Annotated in this window: 21 protein-coding genes; 10 read left to right on the top strand and 11 right to left on the bottom strand. The window is 61.4% G+C overall.

Annotated elements, in window-relative coordinates; all coding sequences use genetic code 11:
* The first annotated feature begins 22 nt into the window (after positions 1-22).
* Positions 23-460, top strand: a complete 438-nt coding sequence (locus HJB82_RS28440) for a nucleoside deaminase (protein WP_207584258.1) — start codon at positions 23-25, stop codon at positions 458-460.
* 41 nt (positions 461-501) lie between these two features.
* Here the strand turns inward: HJB82_RS28440 and HJB82_RS28445 are convergent, their stop codons facing one another.
* From HJB82_RS28445 to HJB82_RS28460, 4 genes are all read right to left on the bottom strand, one after another.
* The gene (locus HJB82_RS28445) at positions 502-1131 is read right to left on the bottom strand and encodes a hypothetical protein (protein ID WP_207583100.1); all 630 of its coding nucleotides are present in this window, start codon (positions 1129-1131) and stop codon (positions 502-504) included.
* A gap of 131 nt (positions 1132-1262) precedes the next feature.
* A complete protein-coding gene (gene ileS, locus HJB82_RS28450; RefSeq protein ID WP_207583099.1) occupies positions 1263-4154 on the bottom strand; it encodes an isoleucine--tRNA ligase in 2892 nt (963 codons plus the stop codon).
* A 287-nt stretch (positions 4155-4441) separates the two neighbouring features.
* The gene (locus tag HJB82_RS28455; RefSeq protein ID WP_207583098.1) at positions 4442-5425 is read right to left on the bottom strand and encodes a bifunctional riboflavin kinase/FAD synthetase; all 984 of its coding nucleotides are present in this window, start codon (positions 5423-5425) and stop codon (positions 4442-4444) included.
* 14 nt (positions 5426-5439) lie between these two features.
* Positions 5440-6288 carry a TIGR01459 family HAD-type hydrolase gene (locus tag HJB82_RS28460; RefSeq protein ID WP_207583097.1) on the bottom strand — a complete coding sequence of 283 codons (849 nt, stop codon included), beginning with the start codon at positions 6286-6288 and terminating at the stop codon, positions 5440-5442.
* Between the two features lie 284 nt (positions 6289-6572).
* Between HJB82_RS28460 and groES the strand changes: the two genes are divergently transcribed.
* The 3 genes from groES to HJB82_RS28475 all read left to right on the top strand — a co-directional run bounded on the left by groES (position 6573) and on the right by HJB82_RS28475 (position 9704).
* The gene (gene groES / locus HJB82_RS28465) at positions 6573-6869 is read left to right on the top strand and encodes a co-chaperone GroES (RefSeq protein ID WP_003545797.1); all 297 of its coding nucleotides are present in this window, start codon (positions 6573-6575) and stop codon (positions 6867-6869) included.
* A gap of 69 nt (positions 6870-6938) precedes the next feature.
* Positions 6939-8582: a chaperonin GroEL gene (gene groL, locus HJB82_RS28470; RefSeq protein ID WP_207583096.1), complete on the top strand. Its 1644-nt coding sequence runs from the start codon at positions 6939-6941 to the stop codon at positions 8580-8582.
* A gap of 675 nt (positions 8583-9257) precedes the next feature.
* A complete protein-coding gene (locus HJB82_RS28475) occupies positions 9258-9704 on the top strand; it encodes a hypothetical protein (protein ID WP_207583095.1) in 447 nt (148 codons plus the stop codon).
* 66 nt (positions 9705-9770) lie between these two features.
* On the opposite strand, the gene HJB82_RS28480 is transcribed toward HJB82_RS28475, so the two are convergent.
* Complete coding sequence (locus tag HJB82_RS28480) at positions 9771-10481, bottom strand: glutathione binding-like protein (protein WP_221117566.1); 711 nt, start codon at positions 10479-10481, stop codon at positions 9771-9773.
* A 212-nt stretch (positions 10482-10693) separates the two neighbouring features.
* On the opposite strand from HJB82_RS28480, the gene HJB82_RS28485 reads away from it, so the two are divergent.
* Positions 10694-11131, top strand: coding sequence for a DoxX family protein (locus tag HJB82_RS28485; protein WP_209887339.1), 438 nt, complete (start codon positions 10694-10696; stop codon positions 11129-11131).
* Between the two features lie 74 nt (positions 11132-11205).
* Here the strand turns inward: HJB82_RS28485 and hisG are convergent, their stop codons facing one another.
* The 3 genes from hisG to hisS are packed head-to-tail and all read right to left on the bottom strand — an operon-like array spanning position 11206 to position 14585.
* A complete protein-coding gene (gene hisG / locus HJB82_RS28490; RefSeq protein WP_221131108.1) occupies positions 11206-11901 on the bottom strand; it encodes an ATP phosphoribosyltransferase in 696 nt (231 codons plus the stop codon).
* A complete protein-coding gene (locus tag HJB82_RS28495) occupies positions 11898-13019 on the bottom strand; it encodes an ATP phosphoribosyltransferase regulatory subunit (protein WP_221117568.1) in 1122 nt (373 codons plus the stop codon). Before HJB82_RS28495 ends, hisG begins: the two co-directional genes overlap by 4 nt.
* A 42-nt stretch (positions 13020-13061) precedes the next feature.
* Positions 13062-14585, bottom strand: coding sequence for a histidine--tRNA ligase (gene hisS / locus HJB82_RS28500; protein ID WP_221117569.1), 1524 nt, complete (start codon positions 14583-14585; stop codon positions 13062-13064).
* A 129-nt stretch (positions 14586-14714) separates the two neighbouring features.
* Here hisS and HJB82_RS28505 point away from each other — a divergent pair, with 129 nt between their 5' ends.
* The 3 genes from HJB82_RS28505 (at position 14715) to HJB82_RS28515 (ending at position 16374) form a co-directional block, all read left to right on the top strand.
* Positions 14715-15476, top strand: coding sequence for a hypothetical protein (locus HJB82_RS28505; RefSeq protein ID WP_221117570.1), 762 nt, complete (start codon positions 14715-14717; stop codon positions 15474-15476).
* Positions 15477-15559: 83 nt separating this feature from the next.
* Positions 15560-15943: a hypothetical protein gene (locus tag HJB82_RS28510; protein WP_207583088.1), complete on the top strand. Its 384-nt coding sequence runs from the start codon at positions 15560-15562 to the stop codon at positions 15941-15943.
* 71 nt (positions 15944-16014) lie between these two features.
* Positions 16015-16374, top strand: a complete 360-nt coding sequence (locus HJB82_RS28515) for a DUF305 domain-containing protein (RefSeq protein ID WP_207583087.1) — start codon at positions 16015-16017, stop codon at positions 16372-16374.
* 72 nt (positions 16375-16446) lie between these two features.
* Here HJB82_RS28515 and HJB82_RS28520 read toward each other — a convergent pair whose 3' ends face one another.
* Positions 16447-17496 carry an aldo/keto reductase gene (locus HJB82_RS28520; protein ID WP_221117572.1) on the bottom strand — a complete coding sequence of 350 codons (1050 nt, stop codon included), beginning with the start codon at positions 17494-17496 and terminating at the stop codon, positions 16447-16449.
* Positions 17497-17894: 398 nt separating this feature from the next.
* Here HJB82_RS28520 and HJB82_RS28525 point away from each other — a divergent pair, with 398 nt between their 5' ends.
* Positions 17895-18599 carry an HAD family hydrolase gene (locus HJB82_RS28525; protein ID WP_207583085.1) on the top strand — a complete coding sequence of 235 codons (705 nt, stop codon included), beginning with the start codon at positions 17895-17897 and terminating at the stop codon, positions 18597-18599.
* A gap of 23 nt (positions 18600-18622) precedes the next feature.
* On the opposite strand, the gene HJB82_RS28530 is transcribed toward HJB82_RS28525, so the two are convergent.
* Positions 18623-19129 carry a hypothetical protein gene (locus HJB82_RS28530; RefSeq protein WP_207583084.1) on the bottom strand — a complete coding sequence of 169 codons (507 nt, stop codon included), beginning with the start codon at positions 19127-19129 and terminating at the stop codon, positions 18623-18625.
* The gene (locus tag HJB82_RS28535; protein ID WP_207583083.1) at positions 19126-19755 is read right to left on the bottom strand and encodes a DNA-3-methyladenine glycosylase I; all 630 of its coding nucleotides are present in this window, start codon (positions 19753-19755) and stop codon (positions 19126-19128) included. Before HJB82_RS28535 ends, HJB82_RS28530 begins: the two co-directional genes overlap by 4 nt.
* 241 nt (positions 19756-19996) lie before the next feature.
* Here HJB82_RS28535 and HJB82_RS28540 point away from each other — a divergent pair, with 241 nt between their 5' ends.
* Positions 19997-20746, top strand: coding sequence for a L,D-transpeptidase (locus HJB82_RS28540; RefSeq protein WP_207583082.1), 750 nt, complete (start codon positions 19997-19999; stop codon positions 20744-20746).
* Positions 20747-20931: the final 185 nt, after the last annotated feature.

Here is a 20931-nt window from a genome sequence, read left to right on the forward strand (position 1 = left end):
GATCGTGAAGACAAATCGTTTCATGGAGATGGCGCTTGAAGAAGCGCGTGCCGCCGGAGAACGCGGCGAGGTGCCGATCGGCGCCGTCATCGTTATCGACGATATCGCCATTTCCCAGGCGGGAAACCGCACGCGCGAGCTTAAAGACGTGACCGCGCATGCCGAAATCGCTGCGATCCGGCTTGCCTGCGAAACGCTCGGACAGGAGCGTCTCGTCGGCGCCGATCTCTATGTGACGCTCGAGCCTTGCACCATGTGCGCGGCAGCCATCTCGTTTGCGCGTATCCGCAGGCTCTATTACGGCGCCGAAGACCCGAAGGGCGGCGGCGTCGACAATGGCGTGCGATTTTATGCGCAGCCCACCTGTCACCACGCTCCGGAGGTTTATTCCGGCTTCAACGAGGTGCAATCGGCCGACATCCTAAGACGATTCTTTTCGCAAAAGAGAGAGGCGCCGTAATCTTTACAGCGCCGCGCGTCTTTTCAAACGCTCAAAGGCCGCTATTGCAGGAGGTTCCACCACTGCTTGCCGGTGTTGGCGACCGCCGCATCCTTCTTGCGCTTTTTCTGCTTCTTGAGCTCGGGCTCGCCGACATCGTCGAGCTTTGCCGGATCGTCGACGGTGCGGTAGCCCGGCGGCGGATCGGAAATATAGCGGCGCTGATCGATATAGGAGCCCTTCTGCAGGGCGCGGGCTTCACGATAGGCCTTGGTCTGCGCTTCCGTCGTGCGCCGTCCGCCTTCGATTGCCGAGCTGGCGAGCGGCGAGCGGTAGTTCGGATTGTCGGAGTTCGCGTCTGCTTCCCCGACGAGGCGGGCGCGCGTTTCCTCCGGCGATTCAATCCATTGCGGATTGTCCTTGTTGGCGACCGTCTGCTGCGGCGCAACGAGGGTTTCCTTCTGCGCCTGGGCCGGCAGTACCAGCGTCGGGCGCGGCGTGTACTTGACGCCCTTGTTCTTCGGGTCGGGCCCGGTCAGCGACACGGACTGTCCGAGATCGTCGGTCAATTGCTCCATGGCAGTCTTGTCGGTGCCGTAGGTCGGGCTGCTGGCGCAGCTGGAGACCAGGGAGCATCCCGCCATGACGACAGACAGGCAGGCGCCCATACGGAACCAATGCGTTGCGAACATGAAAACCCTTCCAGCCACCGGTGCAATCGTTGCCCAACCGGACAACCGTCCCCCTGACGCAAAAATCCGGCCATTTTCAGGCAGCTTTTACCGGATGAACCGCGAAAACGCAATTCACCCGGCAATATTCTTCACGCGAGCAGCGCAAGCTCGCGAAGGGCTGCAGCATCACGGGCCGAGACGTCGGGATATTCGGGATCGGAACCGACGTCCCTGGTGATCCGCCAGGAGCGGGCGCATTTCTCACCCTCTGCAAGCTTCGGCACGACGCTAACCTCAGGCACTTCGGCCAGGCGGAAAGCTTCAGCCGGGCCTTCGCCGGCCCTGACCTCGATTGCCGAGGTGATGCAGACTTCGGTGAAGTCCTGGCCTTCCAGCGCCTTCAGCAATTCCGGATCGGCGATGTGGACGACCGGCGCCGCTTCCAGCGAGGAGCCGATGCGCTTGTCCTTGCGCTCGATTTCCAGCGCGCCTGTGACAACCGAGCGGACCGTGCGGATCTTCTTCCACTTCTCGGCCAGGGCATCGTTACGCCATTCCTTTGCAACCGGGGCAAATTGCTCCAGATGCACGGAAACGGCGGACGGATTGCGCGACAGCCAGGCCTCTTCGGTGGTGAAGGGCAGCATCGGGGCAAGCCAGGTCACCATGCAATCGAAAATCTGACGGATGACGTGCAGGCTGGCGCGCCGGCGCAGGCTCGATGGCGCGTCGCAGTAGAGCGCATCCTTGCGGACATCGAAATAGAAGGCCGACAGCTCGACATTGGCGAAATCGATCAGTGCGCGGGCGATCTTCTTGAAATCGAAGGCATCGTAGTTTTCGCGCACCAGCTCGTCGAGTTCGGCAAGCCGGTGCAACATTAACTGCTCCAGCTCCGGCAGATCGGCAAACTCGATCTCCTCGCCCGTGTCGTGGGCGAGCGTGCCGAGCATCCAGCGGATGGTGTTGCGCAGCTTGCGATAGGCATCGACATTGGTCTGGATGATCGTCTTGCCGACGCGCAGGTCGTCGGCATAGTCCGAGGTCATGACCCAGAGGCGCAGGATGTCGGCGCCGGCGTCCTTCATCACTTCCTGCGGCGCGGTGACATTGCCCTTCGACTTCGACATCTTTTCGCCCTTCTCGTCCATGGTGAAGCCATGGGTAAGGACGGCGTTATAAGGGGCGCGGCCACGGGTGGCCGCCGATTCCAGCAGTGACGAATGGAACCAGCCGCGATGCTGGTCGGAACCCTCGAGATAAAGGTCGGCCGGCCACTTCAGGTCCGGGCGGTCTTCGAGCGTGAAGGTGTGCGTCGAGCCAGAATCGAACCAGACATCGAGGATATCCATGACCTGCGTCCAGCGGGCATGGTCATGATCGTTGCCGAGGAAGCGCTCCTTGGCGCCTTCGGCAAACCAGGCGTCGGCGCCCTCCTGTTCGAAGGCGTCGAGGATGCGGGCGCTGACGGCTTCGTCGACGAGGACCTCGCCCTGCTCGTCGGCAAAGACGGCGATCGGTACGCCCCATGCTCTTTGACGAGAAAGAACCCAGTCCGGGCGGCCTTCGATCATGGCGCGCAGGCGGTTCTGGCCGGCGGCGGGCACGAAGCGGGTGTCGTCGATCGCACCGAGAGCGCGCGAACGCAGCGTCGTGCCGTCGGCAAGGGTCTTGTCCATATGGACGAACCATTGCGGCGTGTTGCGGAAGATCACCGGCTTCTTCGAGCGCCAGGAATGCGGATACTGATGCTTCAGCCGGCCGCGGGCAAAGAGCGCGCCGCGGGCGATCAGTTCCTTGATGACGCGGTCGTTGGCATCGCCCTTCTTGCCGTTATCGTCGATGACGCGTGCGCCCTCGAGGCCGGGGGCATCCGATGTGTAGAAGCCGCCGTCGTCGACCGGGAACGGGATTTTGGAGTCGATGCCACGAGCCTCCAGCGTGCGGACGGCCGACATCCAGGCATCGAAGTCTTCGCGGCCGTGGCTGGGTGCCGTGTGCACGAAACCGGTGCCGGCATCATCGGTGACGTGATCGCCATCAAGCAATGGCACGGCGAATTCATAGCCTCCGTCCAGACCCTTGAAGGGATGGGCACAGGCCATCGCTGCGAAGTCGGCCGCAGAGACATCGCCCAGGCGCTTGTACTGCAGCTTGGACTTGGCGAAGGATTCCTCAGCCAGCTTGTCGGCAAAGATCAGCTTTTCGCCGGGACGCGGACCAAAATCGTTCTCGGCAGCCGTTACCTCGTAGAGACCGTAGGAGACACGTGCGGAAAAAGAGATCGCGCGGTTGCCGGGGATCGTCCAGGGCGTGGTCGTCCAGATGACCACGAACGCATCCTTGAGCGCAGCCGGACCTTCGACAACGGGGAATTTCACCCAGATCGTGTCGCTCTCGTAATCCTGGTATTCGACTTCGGCCTCGGCCAGCGCCGTGCGCTCGACGACCGACCACATGATCGGCTTGGAGCCGCGATAAAGCTGGCCGCTTGCGGCGATCTTCAGGAGTTCGCCGGCGATGCGCGCTTCCGCGTGGAAGTTCATCGTCGTATAGGGATTGTCGAAGTCGCCTTCGATGCCGAGACGCTTGAACTCTTCGGCCTGGGTCTTGATCCAGCCGGTGGCAAACTCACGGCATTCGCGGCGGAATTCGTTGACCGGGACCTCGTCCTTGTTCTTTCCCTTCTCGCGGTACTTCTCTTCGATCTTCCATTCGATCGGCAGGCCGTGGCAATCCCAGCCGGGCACGTAATTGGCGTCGTAACCGCGCATCTGGAACGAGCGGTTGATGACATCCTTGAGGATCTTGTTCAGCGCGTGGCCGATATGGATGTTGCCATTGGCATAGGGCGGGCCGTCGTGAAGCACGAACTTTTCGCGGCCGGCGGCCGAAGCGCGCAATTTCTTGTAGAGACCCATCTCCTGCCAGCGTTTGACCAGCTCCGGCTCCTTCTGCGGCAGGCCGGCGCGCATGGGGAAATCGGTTTCGGGCAAATAGAGGGTCTTCGAATAGTCGATCTTTTCGGCTGTGTCGGTCATATCGGACAATCGTTTCTGGCGGCCCAGGAAGGGGCGCAACGGGCGTGAAAAAGCTGGTGACGGAAGCGCTTGTATCCAAGCGCCAAAAACCCGGACCTTCCGGCCGCTTAGCGCGCGCGGAAGGCCGGGCCGATAATTCGCATCGTCATCGCCAGCCGAAATTTCGTCATAGCGGCGGTTCATAGGCGTTTTTGCCTGGAAAAGGAAGAGCAGAATTCGCGGTTGCGCCATCGGCATCGGTGGCAGGAATCGCTGGTCTCCCCGCTGCCGCCACGCTCACGGCGACGTCAGGAAAAACAAAGCTTCCGGTCGAGTTCGCCCAGCGGTTTCACACCGGAAAGCAGCGCCCTCGCCTCCTCCTCGTCGCGCTTGATCTGGGCGACCAGCGGATCGAGGCCGTCGAATTTCAGCTCCGGTCTGATATAGCCGAAGAAGGAGACGGCGCAGCGCTGGCCGTAGAGATCGCCACTGAAATCGAAAAGGTAGGTTTCGAGCAACGGTGCACCGTTTTCCGTAACCGTCGGGCGGCGGCCGTAGCTTGCGACGGCGTCGTGCAGCGTGCCGTCCTGGCGGCGGAAGCGGACGGCGTAGATACCGGCGGCGAGTTCGACCTCCGGCGGCAGGCGCATGTTGGCGGTGGGAAACCCGAGCTGCCGGCCGAGCTTTTCGCCGTCGATCACCTCGGCCTCAACCGTATAATGATAGCCCAGCATGCCGGCGACTTCGCTGACATTGCCGTCGCTTAAAAGCGCGCGGATATGGCTCGAAGAGACGACGTCGGCGTTTTCGTCGCGGAAGGCGTCGATCAGGGTGACGCCGAAGCCATAGGTCTGGCCGGCATTCATCAGGAAGGCCGGACCGCCCTCGCGGCCGCGGCCGAAATGGAAATCGAAGCCGGTGACGACCTCTGAGGCGCCGAGCCAATCCTTGAGGATCGAATGGATGAAATCATCGGCCGAGCGCTGCGAAAACTCATAATCGAAGGGATATTCGATGACGGCGCCGAAACCGAGCGTTTCCAGGATGCGGGCCTTCAATGGTGCGGGCGTCAGGCGGAAGACCGGTGTCTCAGGCCGGAAGACCGTGCGCGGATGCGGCTCGAACGTCAGCACCAAAGCGGGGATACCGCGGGCCCTGGAGATTTCGAGCGCGCGGCTGAGCACCGATTGGTGGCCACGGTGCACGCCGTCGAAATTGCCGATGGCAATGACGCCGCCCTTTAGATGGGCAGGCAAGGGTTCCCGGGTTTCATTGCGGTGGAAGACGGTCATCGGCTGGCTTCTCTTTATGCAAGGCGTGGCATCCACCACTTCGGCGCGGCTTTTTCCCGATCGAGATAGGCGTTGAGGATCGCCTCGTCGGTCTCGCCGTTCAGGGTGTATTCCTTGGCGTGGATACCGCCGCTGATGTAGAGAAGGTCGAGGCCGTAATTCAAGGCGCCGCGCACATCGGTCGGCATGCCGTCGCCGATCGCCAGCACGCGGTCGACCGAGAAATCGCCGCGAAGCTCGCGGGCAGCGGCCAGCGTCGCCTCATAGATCGGCCGGTGCGGTTTTCCGGCGATGCGGGTGCTGCCGCCAAGCTGCTCATAATAGGCGGCCATGGCACCGGCGCAGGGGATGATGCGGTGACCACGCTCGACGACGAGGTCGGGATTGGCGCAGATCATCGGCACCTCGCGGGCTTTGAATTCCAGAAGCATGTCGGTGTAATCCTCCGGCTTCTCAGTCTCGTCGTCGAAAAAGCCGGTGCAGACGAGCGATTGCGCTTCGCCCGCCGGCTTGCGCTCGACGCCGATGCCTTCGAGAAGCGCCTTGTCGCGCTCGGGGCCGAGCAGAAAGACCGTCTTCGGCCCTTCGGCGATCAGCCGGCGCGTGACGTCGCCGGAGGTGACGATCCTATCATAGGCGCCGTCGGGAACGCCGATCTGGCGCAACTGCTCGACCACCTGCCAGGAAAGGCGCGGCGAATTGGTGATGAGGACGACGACGACGCCGTTGGCGCGCGCCGCCTCAAGGGCTGCGGCTGCCTTCGGAAACGGATCGACGCCATTGTGAACGACGCCCCAGACATCGCAGAGCACCACGTCGTAATGACCTGTTATCTCCGAGAAGTTTTCTATCCGCCTGGCCATTCCGATTTCCCGATTTGCTGCAGTCACCGGTGACATTGCAAAGGCGCAAGGCGATGGCAAGGCATTTTCTTCGCCGTCGACCCGCCGCGCCGGTTTCGGCGGCAATCTCCGCAATTCTTCCGCCTCTTCACAATTCCGGCACAAAAATTCGTGATTGCTCTCATTGACTCCTTTCGGAGCCATCCCTAAATGCTCGTCGCTAGCACTCACCGCAAGGGAGTGCTAACATCTATCCATGTGGGCCGCTCCGGCCCGCGAATGTCATTCGATCGAGGGATTAGACAATGGCAAGCACCAACTTCCGCCCCCTTCACGACCGCGTCGTTGTTCGCCGCGTTGAGTCCGAAGCCAAGACCAAGGGTGGCATCATCATTCCCGATACCGCCAAGGAAAAGCCGCAGGAAGGCGAAATCGTCGCCGTCGGTTCCGGCGCGCGCGATGAGTCCGGCAAGGTCGTCGCACTCGACGTCAAGGCTGGCGACCGCATTCTGTTCGGCAAGTGGTCCGGCACCGAAGTCAAGATCGACGGCGAAGACCTTCTGATCATGAAGGAAGCCGACATTATGGGCATCATCGGCTGATCAGCCGCTGGCCTTCCGACGTAGCCGACGGGTCCAGAACCCGGACACTCGAAATGAGGAGTTTCAATCATGGCATCTAAAGAAATCAAGTTTGGTCGCACCGCGCGCGAAAAAATGCTGCGTGGCGTCGACATTCTCGCCGATGCAGTCAAGGTAACGCTCGGCCCGAAGGGCCGTAACGTCATCATCGACAAGTCCTTCGGCGCTCCGCGCATCACCAAGGACGGCGTTTCCGTCGCCAAGGAAATCGAACTCGAAGACAAGTTCGAAAACATGGGCGCACAGATGGTCCGCGAAGTTGCTTCGAAGACCAACGACATCGCCGGTGACGGCACCACGACCGCAACTGTTCTTGCCCAGGCGATCGTTCGCGAAGGCAACAAGGCTGTTGCAGCCGGCATGAACCCGATGGACCTGAAGCGCGGCATCGACCTCGCTGTTGCTGACGTCGTGAAGGATCTCCAGGCCAAGGCCAAGAAGATCTCCACTTCGGAAGAAGTTGCACAGGTCGGCACGATTTCCGCAAACGGCGACAAGCAGGTCGGTCTCGACATTGCTGAAGCCATGCAGAAGGTCGGCAACGAAGGCGTCATCACGGTTGAAGAAGCCAAGACCGCCGAAACCGAACTCGAAGTCGTCGAAGGCATGCAGTTCGACCGCGGCTACCTCAGCCCCTACTTCGTGACCAACCCGGAAAAGATGATCGCCGACCTCGAAGACGTCTTCATTCTCCTTCACGAGAAGAAGCTCTCGAACCTGCAGTCGATGCTTCCGGTTCTCGAAGCTGTCGTTCAGACCGGCAAGCCGCTCCTGATCATCGCTGAAGACGTCGAAGGCGAAGCCCTCGCAACGCTCGTCGTCAACAAGCTGCGCGGCGGCCTCAAGATCGCTGCCGTCAAGGCTCCTGGCTTCGGCGACCGCCGCAAGGCCATGCTCGAAGACATCGCCATCCTGACCGGCGGCACCGTGATCTCCGAAGACCTCGGCATCAAGCTCGAATCCGTCACGCTCGACATGCTCGGCCGTGCGAAGAAGGTTTCGATCTCCAAGGAAAACACCACGATCGTCGACGGTTCGGGCGCCAAGTCCGACATCGAAGGCCGTGTTGCCCAGATCAAGGCTCAGATCGAAGAAACCACCTCCGACTACGACCGCGAGAAGCTGCAGGAACGTCTTGCCAAGCTCGCCGGCGGCGTCGCCGTCATCCGCGTCGGCGGCTCGACGGAAGTTGAAGTGAAGGAAAAGAAGGACCGCATCGACGACGCGCTCAACGCGACGCGCGCTGCCGTTCAGGAAGGTATCGTCCCCGGCGGCGGTATCGCTCTGCTGCGCTCTTCCACGAAGATCACCGTCAAGGGTGCAAACGACGACCAGGAAGCCGGCATCAACATCGTTCGCCGCGCCCTGCAGTCGCTCGTTCGTCAGATCGCTGAAAACGCAGGCGACGAAGCCTCGATCGTTGTCGGCAAGGTCCTCGACAAGAACGAAGACAACTACGGCTACAACGCCCAGACATCCGAATATGGCGACATGATCGCCATGGGTATCGTCGACCCGCTCAAGGTTGTCCGCACGGCGCTGCAGAACGCTGCTTCTGTCGCATCGCTGCTGATCACCACCGAAGCCATGATCGCCGAACTGCCGAAGAAAGACTCGGCTGGCGGCGGCATGCCGGGCGGCATGGGCGGCATGGGCGGAATGGACATGATGTGATAGGCCTACGGCCTTCACAGCATCGTTCATGAAACCGCCCATCATCTAAAATGGGTCAGCGCGTCAAGCGCGCTGAACGGGCGGAATGGACATGATGTGATAGGCGAAAGCCTGCACTGCCATCATTCCGGTCTCCGGAACAGGAAGGGCGGCCCTCGGGTCGCCCTTTTCTTTTGCGCGCATTTCCCGTCTCCGGCGATTCGGTCCGTTGTGCGCAATTTCATGGCGCGTCGCCCGCTCCCGCCCGGGAAGCTTTCGCGAGGCTTGCGTTGCCGCGCTTTTTCAAGCCTCTGGTCTTGGCGGGAGATTGCGGCGTTGCGGCGCCCTTTCTCACCTCATGTCGAGTGGAACCGCATCCAAAGCCCGCAAAATTGATGTTTCGGCGCCGCTTCCCCGCTGGATAGGCTGAGGATGCCGGCATCCCAGGAAAAATGCCGATCCGAACACCCCTTAAAAAGCCGTTGCCGTTTGTTCAAAAGCTCCTATAAATCCGCGCTGCAATTGAAGTGCGCCCACCAAGCGGGCGCGAGAGTCGATCCTTGACGTTCCGCAGGCCCGATGGCCGCGGCAACGATCGCAGGTAAAAGCACGGGCATCATGCCTGCTGCTGCGTGATCCTGTTTTTGTGTTTACCGAGCGTGCGGCGGAGGAGCTGCATGCGAACGGGGGAACGCCTTGTTTAAGATCGCCAAAGCCAATGCAGCCGTACCTTTGACACCCGGCTCGCTTGAGCACCACAATCAAAATGACGAGATCGTGGCGCAGTTTTCGATTTCCGAAGCCTGGACCGGAGATTTGTCGAGCGGCATGTTACGTCTCGGCGAATGGAGCGCGATGCTGCACGGCCTCTCCGCACAGGAATGCGGGCTCCTAAGCCTGATCCGCTGCTACGATACCAAGGACCGCGGCCACATCTTGGAACTGTTCGAGCAGGCGGCGACACGCTGCTCCTCCTTCTGTTTTTCGACGACGATCATCATGCCGAACGGCTTGCGCCAGCCGCTGTTCTGCATGGGCGAGTCGAACGGGCTCGAAGAGAAATACAGCGGCAGCATGGTCGGCGTCTTCATCTTTCCGCGCTTCAAGCTTGAAGGCGCAAGGCAGATTGCAAGCCACCGATAGAGGCCGGGGGTAGAACACCAAGGCCGTCCCGATGGGCGGCCTTTCTGCTTTGCGGCGGCCTGTTCGTCACTCCGGCTTGACCGGAATGTTGAGCCCCTTCTCGCTGGCCGGGCGGGCGATGCAGCGCTGCAGCCAGTCCATGACGGCGGGGAATTTCGCATAGTCGAGAACCTCGCGGCCGCCATAGAAGATATCGGCGCCGCGAACCCAGGTGAAGGTGGTGATGTCGGCAATCGTATACTGGTCGCCCATGATCCACTGCCGACCCTTCAGCCGGTCTTCGAGCACGCCGAGCAGCCGTTTGGACTCGTCGCGATAGCGCTCCACCGGATAGGAATTATTGGCGACCTTGTCGGCGGCGAACTTGTAGAAATGTCCGAACTGGCCGAACATCGGGCCGATGCCGGCCATTTGGAAAAACACCCATTGGATGCACTCGTAGCGGCCAGCGGCGTCTTCAGGAATGAGCTTGCCGGTTTTTTCGGCGAGATAAAGCAGGATGGCGCCGGATTCGAACAGGCCGATCGGCTTACCATCCGGCCCGTTCGGATCGATGATCGCCGGAATGCGGCCGTTCGGGTTGAGAGATTCGAATTCCGGCGACTTCTGCTCGTTGGCTGCGAAGGAAATATAATGCGCCTCGTAGGCAAGGCCGAGCTCCTCGAGCGCGACTGATACCTTCACCCCATTCGGCGTCTGCAGCGAATAAAGCTGGATGATGTCGGAATTTTTCGCCGGCCAGCGCGCCGTGATCGGAAATGCGGACAGATCTGCCATCGGATTCTCCTTGTTGGGCGCCGACCATAAGAGACCGGACGCGGCAAAGGCAAGCGGCCGCCTGTAGGGCATCGTTCTATATTATTGAACAAAGTGTCCCCGTTCGTTTATCTTTCCACAATGGGAGAAATGAGCGACATAGGAGGCATCAGAGGTCCACACGGTGCCGGGGCACCAAGATCTCCAGAACCAGTCAAACGGAGACAACGTCCATGTCGAACAACGTCATTACCCTGATTGCCCGTATCCTGCTTTCCTTCATGTTCATCTTCGCCGGCTTCGGCAAGCTGACCGATCCGGCTTCGACCGCCGGCATGATCGCCGGTGCAGGTCTGCCCGCTTCCACGGCGCTCACCTATCTCGCCGGCCTGTTCGAACTTGCAACCGGTCTCGCCGTGCTCGTCGGCTTTCAGGTCCGCATCGTCGGCTGGCTGCTCGCCGTGTTCTGTGTGTTCACCGGCGTCGTCTTCCACCTTTCGCCGGTCAACGTTCCTGATTTCCCGGCCGCTGCCAACGGCTGGATCAACGCCCTGAACTTCGTCAACTTCATGAAGAACGTCACGCTCGCCGGCGCCTATATCATGCTCGCCACCAACGGCGCAGGCGCTTACTCGCTCGACGCCCGCCGCGGCGCCTACGCGGCCGCCTGAACAAGCAGACATCCTCCCAGACATAGAGAACCCCGCCGTCACATCCGACGGCGGGTTTTTCTTATGCCTGGAGATCAGAGGGCGGCGCGCACCGCGTCGATGATTGCCTGCACGACCGGTTCGTCCGCATGGCTTTCCCTGCGGGCGCGCACGAGGCAGGCCTGCGAATGCAGGATGACGCCGTCCTGAAGCACCTTCAGGCGGTTGGCGCGCAGCGTCGAGCCGGTGGAGGTGATGTCGACGATGATATCGGCCGAGCCGGACGCCGGAGCCCCCTCGGTGGCGCCGAGACTTTCGACGATGCGATAAAGCTGGATGCCGTGCTGGCTCGAAAAGAACTGCTGGGTCAGCCGCCAGTATTTGGTGGCGATGGCAAGGCGCCGACCATGGCGGGCACGGAAATCGGCGGCGACATCGACGAGATCGGCCATGGTCTCGACATCCAGCCAGATCTCCGGCACGGCGACGACGACATCGGCATGGCCGAAGCCGAGCCGGGCGCAGAATTCGACCCGCTTGTCGACTTCGGCAAACCCTTCCCGCATCAGATCTTCACCGGTGACGCCGAAATCGACAGTGCCGTTGCCGAGCTCGCGGGAGATTTCGGAGGCCGAGAGAAAGGCGATTTCGACATCGTCCCAGCCTTCGACGCGGCCGCGATAGGAGCGGTCGTTGCCGACAGCTGCGATCGGCATGCCGGCCCGCTCGAAGATTGCCGAAGCATCGTCCTTCATCCGGCCCTTGGAGGGAAGCGCGATGGTGATGGTCATTCAGCTGCCCTTTCGGTTTCGATGCGGTCGAGCCAGAAGGAGAAGCCGACGGCCGGAATGCGGTCCGTTGCGCCGAGGAAGGTCAGCAGCCGGTCGAAGCGGCCACCACCGGCCAGAACCGCCGCCGAGCCTTCCGCCGTCACCTCGAAGACGAGGCCGGTGTAATAATCGAGCGGCCGTCCGAAGGCGGCGCGGTAGTCAACGCAAGAGAGGTCGACACCGGCATTGGCAAGGGCGGCAACGCGGCCGTTGAAGCGGGATAGTGCGTTGCCGAGTTTCAGGCCGGCCGCATCGGCGAAACCGGCCAGGGCCGCGGACGCATTGACGAGCGGCACGTGGAGCGACAGGAACTCCTCCAGCACATGGAAGGCCGCGTCGTCGAGACGCGTTTCGGAGAGGATGAGCTTTTCCTTGAGCCGCCGGGCAATTTCCAGCGGCGAGCGGCCGGCATTGGCCGAATAACCCGTGGTCTGCATTTCCTGCTCGATATGGGCGACCAGCGCCTGCTCATCGCCTGACGCGACAAGCTTGGCAATATCGTCGTCCAGCCCGGTGACGAATTGCGGGCTGACGAGGCCGGCAAGCAGGGCTTCCAGCTGCGTCATGTTGCCGAAGGCGTGGATCAGGCGCTTCTGCCAGCCGAGCGGCAGGCCGAGCGCCTGGACGACGGCTTCGAACACCGCCTGGTCGCCTAATGTCACCGACAGGCGCCGGCCCGGCAGCAGGCGGGCGAGAATGCCGGTGGCATCGCCGATGGCGCGGGCGTCGGCGCCGGACAGGTTGATATCGCCGAGATCTTCGATGCCGGCCTGATAGAATTCATTGGCGCCGTCGCGGCGCTGACGGAAAACCTCGCCGAGATAGGCGTAACGCTTCGGCGTGCCGGTTGCCGTCTCGATATGGCGCAGGCAGACGGGGATGGTGAATTCGGGACGCAGGCAGAGGCTCGCCCCGGTTTCGCTCTCCGTCATGAAGATGCGGCGGCGCAGGTCCTCGCCGGCGATATCGAGAAAGGGTTCGGCCGGCTGGATCACCGGCGTGTCGATGCGCTCGGTGTTGCGGGCGGTAAATTCGGCCAGCAGATCGTTGGCAAATTCGGGGAGGTTGATCAGGGGCATGCCGCGCTCCGAACGATAAGCGACGAGCGTGTCGGAACGGCCTCAGACATCGCCGCCCGCCCTCTTCCGATCCTCTGCCTGCGCCGCAAGAATCTCCCTCACCTTGGCGACGAGGTCGGCTTCCGGCACCGTCTCCTGTGCCACGCGGGCCTCGCGCCAGCTGGCATTGTCCTCGATCTCGCCGGAGAGCCGCTTTCCCTCGATCAGATCCTTGATCTGCACGACGCCGTCGGCGCGCTCGTCGCCGCCCTGGATAATGGCGACGGGGCAGCCGCGGCGATCGGCGTATTTCAGCTGGTTGCCGAACTTCTTCCAGTTGCCCTGGAACATCTCGGCGCGGATGCCGGCGGCGCGCAGCTCTTGGGTCATCTTCTGATAGCGGCCCATCGCCTCGACATCGCCGTCCATGACGGTTACCAGCACGGGCTCGATCACTTCGCTGGCGCCGAGCTTGCCGAGGTTCTTCAGCGCCGTCATCAGCCTGGAGACGCCGATCGAAAAGCCGGTTGCCGGAACCGGCTGACCCATGAAGCGGGAGACCAGGCCATCATAACGGCCGCCGCCGCCGACCGAACCGAAGACGACCTTTTCACCCTTTTCGTTGGTGACGTCGAAGCTGAGCTCGGCCTCGTAGACCGGGCCAGTATAATATTCGAGGCCGCGCACGACGGAGGGATCGATCTTGATGCGGTCGGACTGATAGCCGGCGCTCGTGACCAACGCCCCGATGAAATTCAGTTCCTCGACGCCTTCGACGCCCTTCGAGGTTTCGGCGACGAGCTCGGCCAGCCGCGAAGCATTTTCGGCATAGTCCTTGATGCCGACGAAGAACAGCACCTTGTCGATCTGCGCCTGGTCGAGGCCGGCGCCCTTGGTGAAGTCGCCGGATTCATCCTTGCGGCCGGGACCGAGCAGCAGGGCCACACCTTCCGGCCCGAACTTGTCGAGCTTATCGATGGCGCGTAGCACGTTGAGCCGCTGGCCGGCCTTGTCGTCGCCGCCGAGGCCGATCGCCTCCAGCACGCTGTCCAGAACCTTGCGGTTGTTGACGCGGATGACATAGTCGCCGCGCTTGATCCCGAGCGCCTCAAGCGTATCGGCCATCATCATGCACATTTCGGCATCGGCCTGGACGCCCGGCGCGCCGACCGTATCGGCATCGAACTGCATGAACTGGCGGAAGCGGCCGGGGCCGGGCTTCTCGTTGCGGAAGACGTAACCGGCGCGGTAGGTGCGGTAGGGAAGCTGGATTTCGTTGAAATTCTCGGCGACATGACGGGCGAGCGGCGCGGTCAGGTCGTAACGCAGCGACATCCACTGCTCGTCGTCGTCCTGCAGCGAGAAGACGCCCTCATTCGGCCGGTCGCTGTCGGGCAGGAATTTGCCCAGCGCATCGGTATATTCGAACAGCGGCGTTTCGAGCGGATCGAAACCATAATGCTCGTAGACTTCCCGGATCTTTGCCGTCATCTCATTGACGGCACGGATATCGGCGGCCGTGCGGTCGACGAAGCCGCGCGGCAGGCGGGCCTTGAGCTTTTGCGGTTTCTTCTGTTTATCGTTCATTTCCGGGAATTCCGCTGACTGTGACAGTGGCGGTTTCCTAGCGGATTGGGCCGGGAGCGGCAAGGGCGAAGGGTCTTGAAGCCGCAGGCAGAATCGATTGAAGCAGAGGCGTCCATCAGAAATGCGGATATGCTCATGATCGCCGAGGCGCTTCTCTATACCGCGACATTGCCGTTGACCGGCAAGTCCTACAGAAAGTTCATCCGCTATTCCGTCAATCTGTGGTCCCGGGCCGGACGTTGCTCCAAGGATTGGGCCGAACACGAAGAGAAGAGCCGGAATGCGATACGCGCGGCGGCAGCCGATCTCAGGCAGAAACGGACGGCGGTCGTGCTCGGTTCGGGCCTGCTGCGCGACGTGCCGATCAAAGAGTTGGCGAGAGACTTCGACACTGTCGTGCTGGTCGACCTCGTCCATCTCGCCTCGGTGCGCCTGTGGCTGACGGCCAAGGGCTACCGCAATGTCCGGCTGATCGAGCGCGATCTCTCCGGCTATGACGATCTCGCCGCCGGCAGGGAGCCCGAACCACTGGGCTTCCTGCGTTCGGTGCCTTATCTCGATTTCGTCGTTTCGGCCAACCTGCTGTCGCAGATCGGCCGCGGCGTGAAACGGCGCCACGAGACCGAGGCAGGCCGCATGCCTAAAGATACGGTGGAAGGGTTGATCGCCGCGCATCTGACCGGGCTTTCGGGGCTTGCCTGCCGCAGCTGTCTGGTGACCGACATCGCATATGCCGTCATCGACCGCAACGGCAGGGTGCAGGAAGAGGCCGACCTGCTGCACGGTGTCTCGCAGCCACCGGCAAAAGCGACTTGGACATGGCCGGTCGCGCCGCTCGGCGAGGAGAGCCGGGATTACCGGATCGAGCACCAGGTGATCGCCGCCTGGTGAGAGGCATGACAATGCCGTGATCCGTCAGCCTGTCATCGTCGGCCAGCTTGGCGTGCGGCCCGCATTCGCCTATATGAAACATCATGCGGACACTCGCCCTCATCACGATGTTACTCGGCTGGCTGGTCTACAGCGCCATGTCTGCATGGGCGGGCTGTCCGACATGCGCGTCGATGAATGCGCCGGTCACCGTCGAGGCCGGCAGCATGCACCATCAGATGGCCGGCATGGATGTGTCCAAAGGGAATATGCCCGAGGGGCCAAGGCAAATCGCTCCCCTGAAAGATCCCTGCGCTAGCGGCGACGTTGCGCATATGCCGCTTTGCGCCGCCTGTCTTCTGCTGCCGCCGACGGTGACGGTCATGGACGGCGGAAAATCCGTTTTCGGCTATCCTGCCCCGGCACTTGCCCGCGCCCTGGATGATAAAAGGCCCGCGCCGCAGGCGCCCCCTCCCCGACTGTCCTGACACCCCATCCATGCCAATCAGGTAGCGCTGCTGCCTGGAAGACCTATTGTCAGACAGAGGAAGGATCTCTCATGTCTCTGAAAATCGTTACGCTTGCTACAATGCTTGCCTTCGTTGCCGCCCCCAGCCTTGCCGAAGACATGTCGATGGACATGAGCAAGCCGATGGGCAGTCACGATGCAGCAAGCCACGCATTCAGCGAGGCCAACGCCAAGATGCACAAGGATATGACGATCAAATATAGCGGCAATCCCGATGTGGATTTCGTCCGCGGCATGATCCCGCACCATCAAGGCGCGATCGACATGGCGAGGATCGAACTTCAATACGGCAAGGATGCCGATATCCGCAAACTCGCCGAAGGCGTCATCAAGGCGCAGGAAGCCGAGATCACCGAGATGAATGCCTGGCTTAAAGCCCACGGCAAATAACCGATCGTCTGCAAAAAAAGAACGCCGGATATCTCCGGCGTTCCCTCACCGAAATGCCCTTGGACTTGCAAATCAATCCTTCGGCTCGAAATCGGCCGGGCGGCGGCCGGCGCCCTGTCGCGCCAGCATCCAGCCCGGATATTCGGGAGCAAGGGCGCTGGCCTCGTCGAGCCTTTTCATATCGTCGCCGTCGAGCTTCAGCTTGACGGCGGCAAGGTTCTGGTCGAGTTGGTCGACACGCTTGGCGCCGATGATGACTGTCGTGACGAAAGGCTTGGCAAGGATATAGGCGAGCGCCACGGTGGCGACGCTGACGCGGTGCTTTTCGGCGACTTCGCGCATGACGGCAACGCAGGCCCAGGCCTTGTCCTGGTCGACGGGCGGAAAGTCGAAACTGGCGCGACGGCCCTCGCCGTTGCCGGGCGCGCCGGGACCGTACTTACCGGAGAGCAGACCGCCGGCGAGCGGCGACCAGACCATCAGGCCGAGCTTCTCCTCCTGCATCATCGGCACGATGTCGCGCTCGAGATCGCGGCCGGCGATCGAATAATAGGCCTGCACCGTTTCGAAACGGGCAAAGCCGCGGCGTTCGGAGAGGCCGAGCGCCTTGGAGATGCGCCAGGCCTGCCAGTTGGAGACGCCGATATAGCGCACGAGACCGCGGGAAACGAGATCGTCGAAGGCGCGCAGCGTCTCTTCGATCGGCGTCACCGTATCGGTGGCGTGGATCTGATAGAGGTCGATATGATCGGTCTGCAGGCGCTTGAGGCTCGCCTCGATCGAATCCATGATGTGGCCGCGCGAAGCGCCGCGGTCATTCGGCTTGTCGCCCATGACGCCGTAGACCTTGGTGGCGATGACGACGTCCTTGCGTGGGATGTCGAGGTTCTTCAGCGCCTGGCCGAGCAGCCTTTCGGACTCGCCGGATGAATAGACGTCGGCCGTGTCGATGAAATTGACGCCTGATGCAAGCGAGCGCTCGACAATCCGGTCGGCGGCATTCTGGTCGACATCGGCGATGGCGCCCCACATGCTGCCCTGTTTGGCTTCGCCGAAGGTCATGGTGCCCAGGCAGATTTCCGAGACGAAAAGTCCCGTATTTCCAAGTTGATTGTAACGCATGGTCGAAAAAATCCTTTGTGTCTGCCGCAAGAGGGGCTTGCGAACTTAAGAACTTCATTTTTTGATTATTGGCCTGCGCGTGACAGGCACAGCCGTGGCTGGCTGCAAGGTGAGGCAAACTCGATGTAGTGCGGCGGCGGCGATTTTCAACGTTGCGCCTTCCAAGCGGAGATGAGTGCCCTTGTCTCCATACAGCCCTTGTCTCCACACAGCCCTTGTCTCCACACAGCCCTTGTCTCGACACAGGCGAGCGATAGATTGCCGGCCATATTTCAAGAACAGGATGATTTTAGGCCGAGCGGCCTAAAATCTGAATCCTGTTCTCAATGAAAGAGTTAGAGCATGATGTCATAAGAAGACCGCTCACACTTTTCGGCATCATGCTCAAAGGTACGCATATGACGACGCGACCACTGACCACGATCGGCTTCGATGCCGACGACACGCTCTGGCAGAACGAACAATATTATCGGCTGACGGAAGCGCATTTCACCGGGCTTCTTGCCGATTTCGCCGAAGGGCCGAAGATTTCCGAGCGGCTGCTGGAAGCCGAGAAACGCAACCTTCGCCACTACGGCTTCGGCATCAAGGGCTTCACGCTGTCGATGATCGAGACGGCGATCGAGATCACCGAGGGTAAGATTCCCTCGAGCGTGATCGCCAAAATCCTCGATACCGGCCGCGACCTCCTCAGCCATCCCGTCGAGACCATGCCGCATGTGCGCGACACGCTGGAGGCGCTTGCCGGCAAATACCTGCTGGTGATGATCACCAAGGGCGATCTGTTCGACCAGGAGCGCAAGCTCGCCCAATCCGGGCTCGGCGACTTCTTCGATGCCGTCGAGATCGTCTCCGACAAGACCGCCGTCACCTATCGGCGCATCTTCGCCAAGGTCGGCGACGGGCCGGAGCGGGCGATGATGGTCGGCAATTCGCTGAAATCCGACATCGTGCCGGCGATCGCCGCCGGCAGCTACGGCGTCTTCGTGCCGCACGAACTCACCTGGGTGCTGGAACATGTGGAAGAGCCGACGGAGGCGCCGCGTTTCCGCAAGATCGGCCATCTCGGCGAGTTGCGCGACCTGATCGACCGGCTGGCATAGGCGGACAAAAGCGCTCTGTTTTATTACGGCTTGGCTGGCGCCTTCGGAAACAGCGACGGGCGTTCCGGCTCGGCTGGTGGCTGCGGCTGCTTCGGCGCAGTGGCCAAAGGCTCGATCAGAATACTGAAGGGGGCGCCAAGGCCGCGGCGCGGCGAGACCTTGGAATAATAGGGACGCAACAGCCAAGTGGTGTTTTCCTTGACCGTCGTCTCGAAGCTCAAGCCGTCCTCGTCGGTGCCGAAAAAGGCCTCGTCATCCGGTTTCGACAGGTCGAAGATCGCCAGGTAGGCGAACTTACTCTTGGTGGCAAAGTCGATCTTCAGGTGCTGGCCGGTGCGCACCGGCAGCGTATAGACATGGCCGTTGCCGAACTTCGTCCAGCCCTTCAGCTGCATGGTGACAGCCGGGAACTGCAGTTTCTCGAGCTTCTCGCCAGGATCGAGCTGCGGCGTCTGCGCCATGGCTGAGACCGATAGGAAAAACAGGGCAGCGGCGGTGATCAATATTCTCACGGATGCATCTTCTTTCATGGGCGAACCAAAGCGGCGCGCATCGCCTCGACCTCGGGCCGGCAGAAGCAGCCCTCCAGATGATCGTTGACGAGACCCATCGCCTGCATGAAAGCATAAACTGTGGTCGGGCCGACAAAGGTCCAGCCGCGTTTCTTCAGATCCTTTGAAATCACCGTCGAGGTCGGCGTCGTCGGATTTGCGACGATATGCTCACGGTCGACCACTCCAGGTCGCTCGTTATGACCCGGTTCGTAGCACCAGAAATAATGGGCGAGCGAGCCGAATTCGTCCCTGAGCGCAATGGCGCGCCTGGCATTGTTGATGGTCGAGACGATCTTGCCGCGATGGCGGATAATGCCGGCATCGGCCAGGCAGCGAGCGATGTCCTCGTCGCCGAAGAGAGCGACCTTCTCGAAATCGAAGCCGGAAAAGGCGGCGCGAAAATTCTCTCGCTTGCGCAGGATGGTCAGCCAGGAAAGACCGGACTGGAAGCCTTCGAGACAGATCTTCTCGAAGAGGCGAATGTCATCGGTGACAGGGCGGCCCCATTCCTCGTCATGATATCTGAGATAATCGGGCAGATTGGCGTGCCAGTGGCATCGGCTCCTGCCGTCCTCGCCGATGATGATGCCTGTCTCGCTCATGTCCGCTTCATTCCCGGGTCCGTCTGTTCGCCGGGTCCGCTTCGTTTTCCGGTCATGATTCCGGCTTTACCATTTGCAAACCGTCTTTCCAAACCGAACGGTAACCCTGACGAAAAGTTTATCCGGTCGGTCGGCTTTTCATGAATCGATCTTTACCATTCGCTGGCGGATTGGGTGGCAGCGTCTTTGCAGGCGGATGTATCCCGCCAACGTTTTCGGTCATTTGTAGAGAGTCCGTCCGATGATGAAACCGCTTGTTCTTGCTGCAGCCCTGCTCGGCGTTCTTTCCACGGCCGCCCTTGCAGACGACCGCTATGCTACCCGCCCACCGGTCGTGCTAAGCCCCGACCTGACCGCGCCTTGGGTCTACCAGCTCGGCGGCGGTACGGTTCGTCCCGTCGTCTACCAGCGGCCGGTCATCCAGCCGCAGCAGCGTGGCCTTTTCCAGCGCCGCGTGCTCCGCCAGGCGCCGCCAGTGTCACCGCAGACCGTTTCGGCGATCAATCCCGGCATACCGGCGATCCGCCATCCGATCGAGCCGCAATACCTGCCGCAGATGGTCGACTACGACACCCAGGAAAAGCCCGGCACGATCGTCATCGATACCAACAACCGCTTCCTCTATCTGGTGATGCAGGGCGGCAAGGCGCGGCGTTACGGCGTCGGCGTCGGCAAGCCCGGCTTCGAATGGGCAGGCGCCCACAAGATCACCCGTAAGCAGGAATGGCCGGACTGGACGCCGCCGTCCGAGATGATCAGCCGCGAAGCCGCCAAGGGCCACTACCTGCCGGCGCGTATGGACGGCGGTGCGGAAAACCCGCTCGGCGCACGCGCCATGTATCTCGGCTCGACGCTTTACCGTATCCACGGCACCAACGCGCCCTGGTCGATCGGCAGCGCCGTCTCCTCCGGCTGCATTCGTCTGCGCAACGAAGACGTCGTCGACCTCTATGACCGCGTCAGCGTCGGAACCCGCGTCATCGTCATCTAACGGCACACGTAGTAGCTAGAGCAATTTCCAGCAAAAGTGTGCAGCGGTTTTGCTTCCGGAATTGCGTAAAAACAAAAGGATAGAGCATTTCCGCGTTTCGTAGAAAACGGGAATGCTCTAGAACAGGATGATTTTAGGCTCGATCGGCCTAAAATCTGAATCCTGTTCTAAATTAAATAGTTAGA

The sequence above is a fragment of the Rhizobium sp. NZLR10 genome, from assembly GCF_019685125.1.
In the GTDB taxonomy this organism is placed as follows: domain Bacteria; phylum Pseudomonadota; class Alphaproteobacteria; order Rhizobiales; family Rhizobiaceae; genus Rhizobium.

Excerpts from the sequence above, each read along its gene's own strand:
- groES (WP_003545797.1), top strand. The coding sequence starts at position 6,573 with ATGGCAAGCACCAACTTCCGCCCCCTTCACGACCGCGTCGTTGTTCGC.
- hisS (WP_221117569.1), bottom strand. The coding sequence starts at position 14,585 with ATGAACGATAAACAGAAGAAACCGCAAAAGCTCAAGGCCCGCCTGCCG.
- HJB82_RS28440 (WP_207584258.1), top strand. The coding sequence starts at position 23 with ATGGAGATGGCGCTTGAAGAAGCGCGTGCCGCCGGAGAACGCGGCGAG.
- groL (WP_207583096.1), top strand. The coding sequence starts at position 6,939 with ATGGCATCTAAAGAAATCAAGTTTGGTCGCACCGCGCGCGAAAAAATG.
- hisG (WP_221131108.1), bottom strand. The coding sequence starts at position 11,901 with ATGACCATCACCATCGCGCTTCCCTCCAAGGGCCGGATGAAGGACGAT.
- HJB82_RS28530 (WP_207583084.1), bottom strand. The coding sequence starts at position 19,129 with ATGAAAGAAGATGCATCCGTGAGAATATTGATCACCGCCGCTGCCCTG.
- HJB82_RS28445 (WP_207583100.1), bottom strand. The coding sequence starts at position 1,131 with ATGTTCGCAACGCATTGGTTCCGTATGGGCGCCTGCCTGTCTGTCGTC.
- HJB82_RS28480 (WP_221117566.1), bottom strand. The coding sequence starts at position 10,481 with ATGGCAGATCTGTCCGCATTTCCGATCACGGCGCGCTGGCCGGCGAAA.
- HJB82_RS28525 (WP_207583085.1), top strand. The coding sequence starts at position 17,895 with ATGACGACGCGACCACTGACCACGATCGGCTTCGATGCCGACGACACG.
- HJB82_RS28455 (WP_207583098.1), bottom strand. The coding sequence starts at position 5,425 with ATGACCGTCTTCCACCGCAATGAAACCCGGGAACCCTTGCCTGCCCAT.
- HJB82_RS28515 (WP_207583087.1), top strand. The coding sequence starts at position 16,015 with ATGTCTCTGAAAATCGTTACGCTTGCTACAATGCTTGCCTTCGTTGCC.
- HJB82_RS28540 (WP_207583082.1), top strand. The coding sequence starts at position 19,997 with ATGATGAAACCGCTTGTTCTTGCTGCAGCCCTGCTCGGCGTTCTTTCC.
- HJB82_RS28520 (WP_221117572.1), bottom strand. The coding sequence starts at position 17,496 with ATGCGTTACAATCAACTTGGAAATACGGGACTTTTCGTCTCGGAAATC.
- HJB82_RS28460 (WP_207583097.1), bottom strand. The coding sequence starts at position 6,288 with ATGGCCAGGCGGATAGAAAACTTCTCGGAGATAACAGGTCATTACGAC.
- HJB82_RS28510 (WP_207583088.1), top strand. The coding sequence starts at position 15,560 with ATGCGGACACTCGCCCTCATCACGATGTTACTCGGCTGGCTGGTCTAC.
- HJB82_RS28505 (WP_221117570.1), top strand. The coding sequence starts at position 14,715 with ATGCTCATGATCGCCGAGGCGCTTCTCTATACCGCGACATTGCCGTTG.
- HJB82_RS28535 (WP_207583083.1), bottom strand. The coding sequence starts at position 19,755 with ATGAGCGAGACAGGCATCATCATCGGCGAGGACGGCAGGAGCCGATGC.
- ileS (WP_207583099.1), bottom strand. The coding sequence starts at position 4,154 with ATGACCGACACAGCCGAAAAGATCGACTATTCGAAGACCCTCTATTTG.
- HJB82_RS28485 (WP_209887339.1), top strand. The coding sequence starts at position 10,694 with ATGTCGAACAACGTCATTACCCTGATTGCCCGTATCCTGCTTTCCTTC.
- HJB82_RS28495 (WP_221117568.1), bottom strand. The coding sequence starts at position 13,019 with ATGCCCCTGATCAACCTCCCCGAATTTGCCAACGATCTGCTGGCCGAA.